Genomic DNA, 13,127 nt, shown 5'->3' with positions numbered 1-13,127 from the left:
TTTCGTGCGCAGGCACGCAGGCTCAATCGTGAATCAACCCACGCGCAAATTTTCGCCGCGCGCCGCGCGGACTCTCGTCGCCGCCGCTGCCGGCGCCGCCGCATTCGCGGCGGCCGCCAGCGCATTTGCCGAGCCGCAAGGATTCCTCGAAACCATCAAGCACCACACCACGCTGAGCAACACCGTGCCCGAGAACGGCGACCAGAACCCGTACGCGGTCGTGGTCGCGCCGGTCAGCGCGGGCACCATCAAGCAGGGCGACGTGCTGGTCGGCAACTTCAATAACTCGACCAATCTGCAGGGCACCGGCAGCACGATCGTCAACTATCGTCCGGACACCAAACAGATGACGGTGTTCGCCACGGTGCCGCGCGATCTGAAGGAATGCCCCGGCGGCATCGGCCTGTCGACCGCGATCACGATGCTCAAGTCGGGCTACGTGATCGTCGGCAGCACACCGAGCAACGACGGCACGACCGGCACCAAGGGCGCCGGCTGCCTGATCGTGATCGATCCGCAAGGCAAGATCGCATCGACAATCACGAGCCCGAACATCAACGACCCCTGGGGCAACATGGGCGTCGTCGACAACGGCACCAGCGCGACGCTGTTCGTCAGCAACGCGGGCTTCGGCGTGGGCGGTGCGCAAGGCACGCCGCCGGTGTTCAAGCAGGCCACCGTGCTGCGGCTGGACCTCGACGTGCCGGCCGGCAAGCCACCCGTCGTGAAGAAGGAAACCGTGGTGGGCAGCGGCTTCGGCGCGCAGGCGGACAAGGGTGTGTTCCTCGTCGGGCCGACCGGGCTCGCATTGTCGAACGATCAGAAGCTGCTGTACGTGTCCGACGCGATCGGCAACCGCATCACCGAAATCGACGACCCGTTGACGCGCGACACCAGCGCCGGCGTGGGCCGCCAGCTCACCGCCGATGGCCTGCTGCATCGCCCGCTCGCGATGGTCACCGCGCCCAACGGCCACCTGCTGGTGACCAATGCGCTGAACGGCCAGATCGTCGAAATCGATCCGGCGACCGGCAAGCAGATCTACGCGCGCTGGATCGACACCGACAAGGCGCAATCGCCGCCGGGCAACGGCGACCTGTTCGGCCTCGCGATGACGCCCGAAGGCGACGGCTTCTACTACGTAGAGGACGACGTGAACACACTGGTGCTCGCGAAGTGAGCAGGCCCGCTGCCACGCGACAATGAAGGCGAAGTAACCATGACAAACGATCAACCGCCGCGGCCCTCACGGCGCGGCTTTCTGAAGGCGGGCGGCGCCGCGGTGGCCGCCGGCGCTAGCCTCGGCGCGGGTCTCGCGGCGCCCCAGGCCGCGCTCGCCAAAGCCCAGCTCCACAGCGCCGATCCGCAGCTGGCCGTCGAGCCGTTCTACGGCGCGCATCAGGGCGGCATCGTCACGCCGCAGCAGAGTCACACCTACGTCGCCGCGCTCGATCTGACGACCGATAAGCGCGACGACGTGATCGCCTTGCTGCGCGCGTGGACCGACGCGGCCGCGCGTCTCACGCAAGGTGGCACGGCCGCCGCGCTGCCGGCGGGCGACGCCGGCGACAACAAGGCCGCGCCCGATTCCGGCGACGTGCTCGGTCTCGGCCCCAACGGTCTGACGATCACGTTCGGCTTCGGCCCGGGCCTGTTCGCGAAGGACGGCAAGGACCGCTACGGCCTCGCCGCGCGCCGCCCTGCCGCGCTCGTCGATCTGCCGCGCTTTAACGGCGATCAGCTGATTGCCGAGAAAACCGGCGGCGACCTCTTCATCCAGGCGTGCGCGAACGATCAGCAAGTCGCGTTTCACGCGGTCCGACAACTGACGCGGCTCGCATACGGCAGCGCGGCCATGCGCTGGGGCCAGGCCGGTTTCCTGTCGGGTCCGCGCGGGCAGACGCCGCGCAATCTGATGGGCTTCAAAGACGGCACCAACAACCCGTCGACCGCGAAGCCGCAATTGATGAACGAGTTCGTGTGGGCCGGCGGCTCCGCCGACGCGCCGTGGATGGAAGGCGGCACCTACACCGTCGTGCGGCGCATCCGCATCACGCTCGAACACTGGGACAACATGGAACTCGGCTTCCAGGAACAGGTGGTCGGGCGGCACAAGTACAGCGGCGCGCCGATCGGCAAGAAGAACGAGTTCGACGCAGTGGACCTGAAGGAAGAAGACAAGGACGGCAATCCGGTGATTCCGGAGAACTCGCACGTGCGTCTGTCGAATCGGGCGAGCAACAACGGCGCGCAGATTCTGCGCCGCTCGTACTCGTACAACGACGGCACGAACTTCTACATCGAGCGCTGGCCGCCATGGCGCCAGGAAACCGAGTACGACGCGGGATTGATTTTCGTCGCGCATCAGAGCGACCCGCGCACCGGCTTCATTCCGATCAACGACAGGCTCGCGAAGTTCGACATGATGAACCAGTTCACGACCCACGTCGGCAGCGCGATCTTCGCGGTGCCGCCGGGGGCGAAGCCGGGTTCGTATATCGGCGCGGGGCTGTTCGAGACGTAAGGCAGACGCTGGAAGACACAGACGACCTGGATCAACCAAACCTCACCACAACTGGACTTCTGGAACATGGCTTATTCCTGGTTTGGCACCCGCCTGCGTCTTGTGGGCAGCGTGGCCGCGCTCACGCTGGCTGCTTTCGCGACGGTGCCGTCGGCGGCCCGCGCTGCGTCGATCACGCTGTATAACGCGCAACACGAGCAGGTCGTCAATGTGCTCGCGAAAGACTTCGAGAAGCAGTCGGGCATTTCGGTGAAGATCCGCAACGGCGAAGGCCCGGCAATGGCCGCGCAGATCGTCGCCGAAGGCGCCGCTTCGCCCGCCGACGTGTACTTCACGGAAAACTCGCCGGAGCTGATGCTGCTCGAAGAAAAGGGCCTGCTCGCCAAGGTGGACGGCGCCACGCTCGCTGCCGTGCCGGCGCGCTTCAATTCGCCGAGCGGCGTGTGTGTGGGTCGCCGTGACCGCGCGTGAAAACGTGCTTGCGTACAACACCGCCAAACTGCAGCCCGCGCAACTGCCGCAATCGCTGTTCGATCTCGCCAAACCGGAATGGAAAGGCAAGATCGGCATCGCGCCGAGCGACGGCGACTTCCTGCCGCTGGTGAGCGCCGTGCTCGCGCTGAAAGGCGAACAGCAAACCGTGCAGTGGCTCAAGGGCCTGAAAGCCAACGCGCAGATTTTCGACGACGACGAAGGCGTGGTGGCCGCGGTGAACCGTGGCGGCGTCGCCACCGGCCTGATCAACAACTACTACTGGACGCGTCTGCATGCCGAACTCGGCGAGGCGAAGACCCGCAGCGCGATCCATCACTTCGGCAACGGCGACGCTGGCGCGCTGGTGAACGTGTCGGGCGCGGCGGTGCTGAAGTCCGCGCACAACCCGGACGGCGCACAGAAGTTTCTCGCCTATCTGGTCAGCGAGCGCGCGCAACAATTGATGGCGAATAGCCACGTGATGTTCGAATACCCGCTGCACGCGGGCGTGGCGCCGGACCCGATCCTCAAGCCGTTCGCCGAATTGAGCCCGCCGGCGCTGACGATCCGGCAACTGGGCGACGATAGCCAGGCCGGCATGCTGCTGCGCCAGGCCGGTCTGCTGTAAATGAGCGAAGCCCTGTCAGCCGGACCCCCGGCTATCCCCACCGCTCCGGCGCGCGCCCGTTTGCGCGCGCCGCGCGGTTTGTTCGCGGCAGCCGCGCTCAGCGCTTTGCTGGTGCTGCTACCGATTGCGTTTACGTTCTGGCGCGCCGCGAGCTTCGGCGCCGCCGAGGCGCTCGATCTGGTGTTCCGGCCGCTGGTCGGCGAACTGCTGGTCAATACGCTGATGATCACGGTGGCGACGACGCTCGTATGCGCGGTGATCGGCACCGCCGCCGCATGGTTCGTCGAGCGCACGCATTTGCCGGGACGTCGTGCGTGGGCCGTGCTCAGCGCCGCGCCGCTCGCGATGCCCGCCTTCATTTCGAGCTACGCGTGGGTCTCGCTCAGCGAGGATTTGCAGGACTTCAACGGCGCGTTGCTGGTGTTGAGCTGCGCGTATTTCCCGCTCGTCTATTTGCCGGTCGCCGCCGCGCTGCGCGGCATGGACCCGGCGCTCGAAGAAAGCGCGCGCGCGCTCGGCTGCAACCGCTGGAGCAGCTTCGTGCGCGTGGTGCTGCCGCAATTGCGGCCGGCTTTGCTCGGCGGCATGTTGCTGGTTGCGCTCGGCGTGCTGTCGGAGTTCGGCGCGTTCACGCTGCTGCGCTTTCGCACCTTCACCACGCAGATCTATGCGGACTTCCGCACCGGTTTCGACGGCGGCGGCGCTTCGCTGCTTGCCTGTCTGCTGATTGTGATCTGCCTGATCGTGCTGGCCTTCGAGTTTCGCGTGCGCGGCGCGGCGCGTTATGAACGCGTCGATCGCGGCGCGCGGCGCGCGGTGTTGCGCTACGAGCTCGGCGCGTGGCGCTGGGTGGTGGTCGCCGGCTTTGCGCTGCTCACCCTCACCACGCTCGGCGTGCCGCTCGGCATGATCGGCTACTGGCTCACGCAGCCGGGCGCGGCCGCCGTCACGCCGGCGGATGTGTCGCCCGAGCTGCTGCTCAATGCGACGCTGTCGTCGCTCGGCTTCGGCTTCGCCGCCGCGCTGCTGACCACCTTGCTGGTGGTGCCGCTCGCGTTCCTGCTGGTGCGCTACCCCGGCCGCTTCGCGACGCTGTTCGAACGCACGGTGTTTCTCGCGCAAGGCGTGCCGGGTCTGGTGATCGCGCTGGCGATCGTGTCGCTCGCGGTGCATGCGCTGCAACCGTTCTATCAAAGCGCGACGCTGCTGGTGGTCGCGTACGCGATGCTGTTCATGCCGGTCGCGCTGGTGAGCGTGCGCGCCGCTTTCATGCAGGCGCAGCCGCGCCTCGAAGAGACCGCGCGCGCGCTCGGCCTGAGCTGGCCGCAGACCCTGGTTCGCGTGATGCTGCCGCTCGCGGGGCCCGGGCTTGGCGCAGCGGCGGCGATGGTGTTCATCTCGGTCGTCACCGAACTGAACGCGACGCTGCTGCTCTCGCCTCTGGACACGCAAACGCTCGCCACCCAGGTCTGGGCCGACACGTCGACGATGGCCTTCGCCGCAGCCGCGCCGTACGCGGCGCTGCTCACCGGCATTTCGCTGCTGGCGTCGGGGCTGCTGTTCGCGCTGCTCGGCAGGTCGGCGCTGCTTGGCGAGCGCGGCTGAGCGGCTTGCGATGCCACTAACGCCGCCGACGCTCGCGACGCCGCTGAATCAACGCGCTTTTATGATCGGATTTTCATGAGCGAACTTCGTATCCGCGGACTGGGGAAATCGTTCGACGGCCAGCCGGTGCTGCACGGCATCGACCTGTCGGTCGAGCGCGGCACGCTGCTCGCGCTGCTCGGCCCGTCGGGTAGCGGCAAGACCACGTTGCTGCGTGTGCTGTGCGGGTTCGAACGCGCCGATGGCGGCAGCGTCGAGATCGACGGCCGCCGCATCGCCGCCGACCATCTGCACGTGCCGTCGGAACAGCGGCGCATCGGTTATGTGCCGCAGGAAGGCGCGCTGTTTCCGCATCTGTCGGTCGCCGACAACATCGTGTTCGGCTTGCCGCGCACGCAGCGCCGCGCGCGGCATCGGGTGGCCGAACTGCTGGAGCTGGTCGGCTTGCCGGCGGACTTCGGCGATCGCGCGCCCCAGCAGTTGTCGGGCGGCCAGCAGCAGCGTGTCGCGCTGGCCCGCGCCCTGGCGCCGGCGCCGACGCTGGTGATGCTCGACGAGCCGTTCTCGTCGCTCGACGCCGCGTTGCGGCTCGAAACCCGGCAGGCGGTGTCCAGCGCGTTGGCTGCCGCCGGCGCGACGGCCGTGCTGGTCACGCACGACCAGTCCGAAGCGTTGTCGCTCGGGCATGAAGTGGCGGTGTTGTGGAACGGCCGGCTGATCCAGACAGCGACGCCGGAGACGCTGTACCAGCGGCCGGTGACACGCGAACTGGCGTCGTTCGTCGGCGAGGCGGTGTTGTTGCCGGGGATGGCCCGACAGGACCGCGTGAGTTGCGAACTCGGCGACCTGGCGCTGGCCGCGCCCATCACCCAGGGCGCGGTCGATGTGATGGTGCGGCCCGAACAGATCCGCCTGCTGCGCGCCGGTGAGACGACATCCGATGGCGCGGCTTATGACGCCGTCGTCACCGAAGTGGTCTTCCAAGGGCAGGACGCCGGCGTGGCACTGCAATTGCAATCCGGCTCGCGGACGATGGTGCGCGCCCGGGTGCCGGGTTACCTGTGTCCACGGCCTGGGGAACAGGTGCGGGTTGCGGTGGATGGGAAGGTGACCGCTTATTTGCGGGGTTAGGGTTCCACCGCTCCCCGCGACGACGTGCGCAACGACAAATCCTGCACCATCTGCGCGGCCAGATAATCGCAAGTCGGGCGGTCTGATTTGGCGCTGCGCGCCACCACGATCTCCAGCGGCGCGATCTTCGGCAAGCCTTGCGCTTCGCCGAGAATCGCGAGCCGCGCCGGCACACTGCAACGCGTGAGCGCGATCACCGACAGCCCCGCATCGACAGTCGCCACCAGCCCCATCAGGCTGGCACTGCTGAACGCCGCCCGATAGCGAATCCGCGCGCCATCCAAGGCGGCGAGCGTATGCTGCCGCGCGACACAGCCGGGCTCGTAGAGCCCCACCGGCAACGGCGAGGCCGCCAGCACCGGCGTGTCCACCGACGCCCCCGCCCACACCATCGGTTCGCTGCGCGCGAACTCGCCGCGCAACTTGCGATCGCGCGTGACGAACGCGAGATCGATCTTGTTATCGGCCAGCATCGGTGCGAGCGACGTGCTCTGCGCGCAGACGATCTCGATCTCGACGTGCGGGTACAGATTCGAAAAGCGCCGCAACACCGGCGACAGCAGCGACGACACGTAGTCGTCCGGCGCGCCGAGCACGACGCGCCCCGTCACCTCGGGCCGCACGATGGCCGACCACGCCTCCTCATGCAGCGCCAGCACTCGCCGCGCGTATTCGAGCAGCGTATTGCCGGGCCGCGTGAGCGACAGATTGCGCGTGTTGCGGGCGAACAGCGTGGTGCCGAGCATGGTTTCGAGCCGCTTGATCTGCATGCTGACGGCCGCCTGCGAGCGATGCACAGTGGCCGCCGCCTTCGTGAAGCTGCCCGTTTCCACCACCGCGACGAAGCTGCGCAACAGATCGACGTCGAATTCCGGGTGCATGATTTATCAATTCAGCTGATGGAATTGCTCAATTTAATTCGTTTGTGGGGGCCGCGCAAGCCGCGCAATATTGGGGGACATCAGGTCAGACCACGTCACGGAGCCGTTTCGCATGTCCCTCACCCCTCGTCAACAAGGTGCGATCACGCTCGCGAGCGGCGGGCTTCTGATGGGCACGATCGGTGTCTTCGTCGAAGAAGCGCGGCTCGACGCGCCGACGCTCGTGTTCTTTCGCTGCCTGTTCGGCTTTCTGTCGCTCGCCGCGTATTGCGCGTGGAAGGGCTTCTTCACGCGCGCGCATTTCACGCGTCGCACCGTCGTGCTCGCGCTGGTGTCGGGCGTGCTGATGGTCACCCAGTGGGTCGGATTCTTCGACGCGATTCATCGCACCAGCATTGCGGTGGCGACCGTGGTGTTTCATGTGCAGCCGTTCTGGGTCGTGCTGATCGGCGCGGCGCTGTTCAACGAGCGCCTCGGCGCGGACCGGCTTGGCTGGATCGCGACCGCCTTCGTCGGTCTCGTGCTCGCATCGGGCGTCGCCGCGACGGAGAATCTGCAGGGCCATGCGAGCTACCTGATCGGCATCGGCGAAGCGCTGGTGGGATCGCTGCTCTACGCGAGTGTCACCCTGATTGCGAAAGGGCTCGGCAATTTACGGCCGCATCTGCTGACGCTCACGCAATGCGCGGTCGGCGTGGTGTGCCTGCCGTTCATCGCGCCGCTTGGCGCCGTGCATATCGGCCCGATGCAGTGGTTCTGGCTGGTCGGCATGGGCGTGCTGCACACAGGACTCTCGTATGTATTGATCTACGGCGCGCTGCCCAGACTGAGCACGCCGGTGATCGCCGTGCTGCTGTTCGTCTATCCGCTCACGGCGATCGTGGTGGATGCCCTCGTGTATGGCCGGGCGCTGTCGCTGCCGCAGCTCGCGGGGATGGCGCTGATCGTGGTGGCGAGCCTCGGCGTCAATCTCGGCTGGCCGCTGATATCGTGGCTGCGGGCCGGCGGGCGGGCACGGCGGCACGCCGATTGAGACACGGTCGACCGCCGCATCTTGCGACGGCGCCGACACTGCCCGCTCGCACCGCTGCGGCGAACAGGAACAAGCTTCGCGGCTGCCTTCTTCTAACGGTCGTAATGAAAGCGGCAAGCGATCACGTAAACTTTGCCCGCTCTCGGCAAGTAGACCAGCCGGTCGGCAAGCGTGATACGGCGCGACCATAAGCCGCTCAGGCTGCCGACCAATGCCTCCGGCTTTCCCGTGCCGCTGTACGGATCGCGCCGGCACTCTTCCAGCAACGTGTTGATCTTGCGCAAGACCTTCGGATTGGTCTCCTGCCAGTACAGATAGTCGTCCCACGCTTCGTCGGTAAACATAAAAACGCTGTCAGCCTTTGCGGCCTCCACGTTGCGGCTTTTCTGTTGGTTCATCGGTCAGCAGTTCGCGCACAGTCGCACCGCCGGCGTTCAATTGCGCGATGGATCGGGCAAGCCGCTGGGCGTTCTTCGACGAACTCAACAGATACAAGGTCTCCTGCATCGCGTTGAAATCGTCGAGTGACACCATGACCACGTTCTCGCCGCTTTGCCTCGTGATAAGCATTGGCGTGTGATCCCGGCAGACGTCGTCCATCGCTTGCTTAAAGCCGGCACGCGCCTCGCTGTAAGTAAGGACGTTCATTCGTTATCCGATCTGAGAGGTTGCCCTCCAGCCGCTCCTGTCAAGAAGTTAGAGACGATTCCCACCGCACGGAAAGCTCTCACGGCCACGACCGCCGGTCGAGACCAGCGGTTTCCGAAGCATAAAAATCCTTCCGGGGTTCGGCAGTCATTGTACATAGAACTGTACAGATCGGCAAACCCAAAACTGGCGGAGAAAAGCGTCGTCCAACCGAGGGAAAGCATGCCCGCTCGCAGCCGCTCGCGCCACTCGGCCGAACGGCGACCTCACTGGGGCAGCACTTCCCCTTTCGTCTCCGGAGCGAACGGAATCACGAACAGCCCGATCACGAACGCGAGCGCGGTCAACGCAACCGGCACGCCGAGCGTATGCATGTGCAGCACCGCCGCGCCGAGCAGAAAGTTGACGCCGGCGCCGACGAACCGCCCGAACGACGTGCAGAACGCAAACGCCGTGGCCCGCACGCGGGTTTCGAACTGCTCCGGCAGCCACAAGCTGAACAGCGCGAAATTGCCGCCGAAGAAGCCCAGCACGAACAGCCACGCGATGAACGGCGCGAGCCCGTTCGGCAGATAGAGCGCCCAGCCGAAACTGCCGAGGATCGACACCGCCATGCCGACGAAATAAATCGCCAGCGTCTTCTTGCGGCCGATGCGCTCGGCGATCGGCGGCAACGCGAGGCAGCCGAGAATCGTCCCGATGGACAGCAGCCCCGTCGCCAGCGACGCCATTCTGATCGAATCGCCTTTCGCGAGACCGGCGCGGGTCGCCAGTTGAATCACCGCGGACGGCTCGTACACCGCGCCGGCCCACAGGCCGATGATCGCAATCGTCAACAGGATGCACGCGACCCAGGTTCTGCGCCGATAGGCCGGCCCAAGGATTTCGCGCAACGGACGGGTGCGCACGGTGCTTGCTTCAGCTTTTTGCCACTTCTCCGGCTCCTTCACGCGCAGCAGGATCAGAATTGCCACCACCACCGGCACCGCGCCGGTGAGGAACATTGCGCGCCAGCCGAAGTGCACGCCGATCGTGTAATTGAGCGCCGCGGCCAGAAAGAAGCCGGCGTAGTAGCCCGTTTGCAGATAGCCCGCGCCCATCTTGCGGCGATCCTCCGGCCACGCTTCGGCCACGTAAGTGCCGGCCAGCGCCCACTCGCCGCCGATGCCGACGCCCGCGATGAAGCGATAGATGCCGAGTTCCCACACATTCGTCGAGGTCGCGGCGAGCCCCGTGAAAATCGCGAACGTGAAGATGGTGCCGGCCAGCACCTTGGTTCTGCCGAAGCGGTCGGCGAGCGGCCCCCAGATGAACGACAGTCCCCAGCCGACCAGGAACAGCGCGAACAGGATCGACCCGGCCAGCCCGACGTTCGCCGGCGTGGCCGCGAAACCCGAGCGCGGCAGCAACTCGGTCAGGGCCGGCGTCAGCACCAGCGCGTAGATGAACGAGTCCATGCCGTCGAGCGTCCAGCCCGCCCATGCCCCCCAGAATCCTACGATCTGCGAACGATTGAGCGGCGTGCGGCGCCGCGCGACCGGCGTGCGGTCGGTCAGTGTATTCATCATGCTCCTCCGGTCCTACGGTTGGCATACGTAACAGGAACGACGAGATGGCGCGCTGATTGAGGCAGTGCTTCGCGGCCCCTCGTCGTATAACGAAAGCAGGCCGCGCGGCAGGCCCGGTGGAAAATTCTTCCGGGTTTGTCCTCGTGCCAAACGCGTCTTTTTATATATAATATTTGATGCTATGAGCGACGCAACAGATGGTTTTCCCCTGGTCACGCCCGCGCGCAGCCCGTTTTTGCCCGCTGCAGCGCCGCGTGAGAGCACCCCGCGCGTGATCGCGGAGGCGCTGCGCACGGCGATTGTCGACGGCACCCTGGCGCCGGGCGCGCCGCTGCGGCAGGACGCGATTGCGCGGCACTTTTCTGTCAGTGCAATTCCCGTGCGCGAAGCGCTGCGCCAGCTGGAAAGCGAAGGCTGGGTGCGCGCCGCGGTGCACAAGGGCGTCACGGTCGCGCCTTTGTCGGCGGACGAAGCGCGCGAGATCTACGAGATCCGTTCCGCGCTGGAAAGCCTCGCCATCAGCCTCGCGATTCCAAACCACACCACCGCGACGCTGCGCGAAGCGACGAGTCTGTGCGAGGCCGCCGAGCGCGAGCCGGACCCGTCGCTCTACGTCGCGCGCAATGCCGCGTTTCACATGAGCCTGTACGCGCCCGCCGGGCGCGCGCAACTGGCGGACATGATCGGCGTGCTGCATCGGCGGGGCGAACGGTATCTGCGCCTGAAGTTCGGCTTGCCCGTGTACAAGGGTGAGTCCGACAATGAACACGCCGCGCTGCTCGACGCCGTGCAACGCCGCGATGTCGCGGCGGCGCAATCGCTGGTGGTCGCGCATCTGCTCGGCACCGGCGAACTGCTGCATCGTTTTCTGACCGAACGCGCGCAGGCGGAAGCCGCGCTCGCGCATCAACCGAGGCCGCGCGGCAAACGCCCGCGCGCCACCACCGGAGTTGACTGAGCCGATGATCCGATCCGCCGAAACCGCTGCGTCACCACCCGCCGCCCGTCGCTGGACCACGCGCCGCGACGAGAAGAACCGCCGCCTGGCCGCCATTGCACCCTGGCTCGAAGACGGCGTCCTGCCGACCCACCGCATCGTCGATGCGCTCGAAACGCTGATCCAGCCCGGCGACCGCGTCGCGCTCGAAGGCGACAACCAGAAGCAGGCCGACTTTCTGTCCCGCTCGCTCGCCAAGGTCGATCCGCAAAAGATCCACGACGTGCATCTGCTGATTTCGAGCATTAGCCGTCCTGAGCATCTGACGCTGTTCGAGCGCGGCATCGCGCACAAGGTGGATTTCTCGTTTGCCGGGCCGCAGAGCTTGCGGGTCGCGCAACTGCTCGAAGACGGCCAGCTCGAAATCGGCGCGATTTATACGTACGTCGAGCTGTACGCGCGCATGTTCGTGGACCTGACGCCGCAGGTCGCGCTGCTTTGCGCGGAAAAGGCCGACCGGCACGGCAATCTGTACACCGGCCCGAATACCGAGGACACGCCGACCATCGCCGAAGCCGCCGCGTTCCGGCATGGCGTCGTGATCGTGCAAGTCAACGAAATCGTCGACGAACTGCCGCGTGTCGACATTCCCGGCTCGTGGGTGGACGTGGTCGTGCAGGCGGACCGGCCGTTCGCCGTCGAGCCGCTCTTCACACGCGATCCGCGCCACATCGGCGACCTCCAGGTGCTCACCGCGATGATGGTGATTCGCGGCATCTACGAACCGTATGGCGTCGCCTCGCTGAATCACGGCATCGGCTTCGACACCGCGGCGATCGAGTTGCTGCTCCCCACTTACGGCGAGTCGCTCGGGCTGAAGGGCAAGATCTGCTGCAACTGGACGCTCAATCCGCATCCCACGATGATTCCCGCGATCGAATCGGGCTGGGTCGACAGCATCCATTGCTTCGGCAGTGAGGTCGGCATGGAGGCGTATATCGAGGCGCGCCCCGACGTGTTCTTCACCGGCAGCGACGGCAGCCTGCGCTCCAACCGCGTGCTGTGCCAGCTGGCCGGCCAATACGGCGTCGATCTGTTCATCGGCTCGACCTTGCAGATCGACGCCGACGCGAATTCGTCGACCGTCACGCGCGGGCGTCTCGCCGGCTTCGGCGGTGCGCCGAACATGGGCCACGATCCGCGCGGCCGGCGTCATTCGAGCGAAGCCTGGCTCAAGCTGTTGAAGGACCAGGGGCCGGTGTCGCGCGGCCAGAAGCTGGTCGTGCAACTGGCCGAGACTTACAAGAAAGGCGGCGAACCGACCTTCGTCGATGAACTCGACGCCGTCGCGGTCGGTGCGAGAAACGGCATGCCGGTCGCGCCGGTGATGATCTATGGCGACGACGTCAGCCACGTCGTCACCGAGGAAGGCATCGCGCATCTGCACAAGGCCGAAGGCATCGACGAGCGGCGCGCGGCGGTGGCCGCCGTGGCCGGCGTGACGCCGATCGGCTTGCGCGCGAAGCCGGAGAAGACCGCCGAATTGCGCCGGCGCGGCATCGTCGCGTATCCCGAAGACCTCGGCATCCGGCGCGGCGAAGCCAAGCGTTCGCTGCTGGCCGCCCGCAGCATCGACGATCTGGTGACGTGGTCGGGCGGTTTATACGCGCCGCCTGCGCGCTTCAGGAGCTGGTGACG

11 protein-coding genes and 1 pseudogene are annotated in these 13,127 nt (G+C 66.4%); 8 read left to right on the top strand and 4 right to left on the bottom strand.

All coding sequences use genetic code 11. The features are described 5' to 3' along the window. Positions 1-28 precede the first annotated feature (28 nt). The 5 genes and pseudogenes from PQR02_RS22050 (at position 29) to PQR02_RS22030 (ending at position 6,362) form a co-directional block, all read left to right on the top strand. Positions 29-1,180: an NHL repeat-containing protein gene (locus tag PQR02_RS22050; protein ID WP_408235771.1), complete on the top strand. Its 1,152-nt coding sequence runs from the start codon at positions 29-31 to the stop codon at positions 1,178-1,180. Between the two features lie 39 nt (positions 1,181-1,219). Beyond that, the gene (gene efeB / locus PQR02_RS22045; RefSeq protein WP_408235768.1) at positions 1,220-2,524 is read left to right on the top strand and encodes an iron uptake transporter deferrochelatase/peroxidase subunit; all 1,305 of its coding nucleotides are present in this window, start codon (positions 1,220-1,222) and stop codon (positions 2,522-2,524) included. A gap of 66 nt (positions 2,525-2,590) precedes the next feature. After that, positions 2,591-3,626: pseudogene (locus tag PQR02_RS22040) on the top strand (iron ABC transporter substrate-binding protein). Then, positions 3,627-5,231 carry an ABC transporter permease gene (locus PQR02_RS22035; protein ID WP_408235765.1) on the top strand — a complete coding sequence of 535 codons (1,605 nt, stop codon included), beginning with the start codon at positions 3,627-3,629 and terminating at the stop codon, positions 5,229-5,231. It begins immediately after the preceding pseudogene. A gap of 75 nt (positions 5,232-5,306) precedes the next feature. Beyond that, positions 5,307-6,362, top strand: coding sequence for an ABC transporter ATP-binding protein (locus PQR02_RS22030; RefSeq protein WP_408235762.1), 1,056 nt, complete (start codon positions 5,307-5,309; stop codon positions 6,360-6,362). On the opposite strand, the gene PQR02_RS22025 is transcribed toward PQR02_RS22030, so the two are convergent. Then, positions 6,359-7,243, bottom strand: coding sequence for a LysR family transcriptional regulator (locus PQR02_RS22025; RefSeq protein ID WP_408235759.1), 885 nt, complete (start codon positions 7,241-7,243; stop codon positions 6,359-6,361). The genes PQR02_RS22030 and PQR02_RS22025 overlap by 4 nt on opposite strands. A 112-nt stretch (positions 7,244-7,355) precedes the next feature. On the opposite strand from PQR02_RS22025, the gene PQR02_RS22020 reads away from it, so the two are divergent. After that, positions 7,356-8,276 (top strand): DMT family transporter, encoded by a 921-nt coding sequence (locus PQR02_RS22020; protein ID WP_408235756.1) that lies wholly within the window; start codon positions 7,356-7,358, stop codon positions 8,274-8,276. A gap of 92 nt (positions 8,277-8,368) precedes the next feature. On the opposite strand, the gene PQR02_RS22015 is transcribed toward PQR02_RS22020, so the two are convergent. From PQR02_RS22015 to PQR02_RS22005, 3 genes are all read right to left on the bottom strand, one after another. Continuing rightward, positions 8,369-8,620 (bottom strand): Txe/YoeB family addiction module toxin, encoded by a 252-nt coding sequence (locus PQR02_RS22015; protein WP_149672499.1) that lies wholly within the window; start codon positions 8,618-8,620, stop codon positions 8,369-8,371. Between the two features lie 10 nt (positions 8,621-8,630). After that, a complete protein-coding gene (locus tag PQR02_RS22010; protein ID WP_408235752.1) occupies positions 8,631-8,924 on the bottom strand; it encodes a type II toxin-antitoxin system Phd/YefM family antitoxin in 294 nt (97 codons plus the stop codon). Between the two features lie 266 nt (positions 8,925-9,190). After that, positions 9,191-10,489: an MFS transporter gene (locus tag PQR02_RS22005; RefSeq protein ID WP_408235749.1), complete on the bottom strand. Its 1,299-nt coding sequence runs from the start codon at positions 10,487-10,489 to the stop codon at positions 9,191-9,193. 184 nt (positions 10,490-10,673) lie between these two features. Between PQR02_RS22005 and PQR02_RS22000 the strand changes: the two genes are divergently transcribed. Then, positions 10,674-11,450: a GntR family transcriptional regulator gene (locus PQR02_RS22000; RefSeq protein ID WP_408235746.1), complete on the top strand. Its 777-nt coding sequence runs from the start codon at positions 10,674-10,676 to the stop codon at positions 11,448-11,450. Between the two features lie 4 nt (positions 11,451-11,454). After that, entirely contained in the window at positions 11,455-13,125 is a 1,671-nt protein-coding gene (gene mdcA / locus PQR02_RS21995) for a malonate decarboxylase subunit alpha (protein WP_408235743.1), read from the top strand. Positions 13,126-13,127: the final 2 nt, after the last annotated feature.

This window comes from Paraburkholderia sediminicola, assembly GCF_046026895.1.
Taxonomy (GTDB): domain Bacteria; phylum Pseudomonadota; class Gammaproteobacteria; order Burkholderiales; family Burkholderiaceae; genus Paraburkholderia; species Paraburkholderia sediminicola_C.
The sequence above is the reverse complement of the archived record's forward strand: the minus strand, read 5'-3'. Positions and strand labels throughout refer to the sequence as shown.

Coding starts and splice junctions, on each gene's coding strand:
- efeB (WP_408235768.1), top strand. CDS start 1,220: ATGACAAACGATCAACCGCCGCGGCCCTCACGGCGCGGCTTTCTGAAG.
- PQR02_RS22035 (WP_408235765.1), top strand. CDS start 3,627: ATGAGCGAAGCCCTGTCAGCCGGACCCCCGGCTATCCCCACCGCTCCG.
- PQR02_RS22030 (WP_408235762.1), top strand. CDS start 5,307: ATGAGCGAACTTCGTATCCGCGGACTGGGGAAATCGTTCGACGGCCAG.
- PQR02_RS22025 (WP_408235759.1), bottom strand. CDS start 7,243: ATGCACCCGGAATTCGACGTCGATCTGTTGCGCAGCTTCGTCGCGGTG.
- PQR02_RS22020 (WP_408235756.1), top strand. CDS start 7,356: ATGTCCCTCACCCCTCGTCAACAAGGTGCGATCACGCTCGCGAGCGGC.
- PQR02_RS22015 (WP_149672499.1), bottom strand. CDS start 8,620: ATGTTTACCGACGAAGCGTGGGACGACTATCTGTACTGGCAGGAGACC.
- PQR02_RS22010 (WP_408235752.1), bottom strand. CDS start 8,924: ATGAACGTCCTTACTTACAGCGAGGCGCGTGCCGGCTTTAAGCAAGCG.
- PQR02_RS22005 (WP_408235749.1), bottom strand. CDS start 10,489: ATGAATACACTGACCGACCGCACGCCGGTCGCGCGGCGCCGCACGCCG.
- PQR02_RS22000 (WP_408235746.1), top strand. CDS start 10,674: ATGAGCGACGCAACAGATGGTTTTCCCCTGGTCACGCCCGCGCGCAGC.
- mdcA (WP_408235743.1), top strand. CDS start 11,455: ATGATCCGATCCGCCGAAACCGCTGCGTCACCACCCGCCGCCCGTCGC.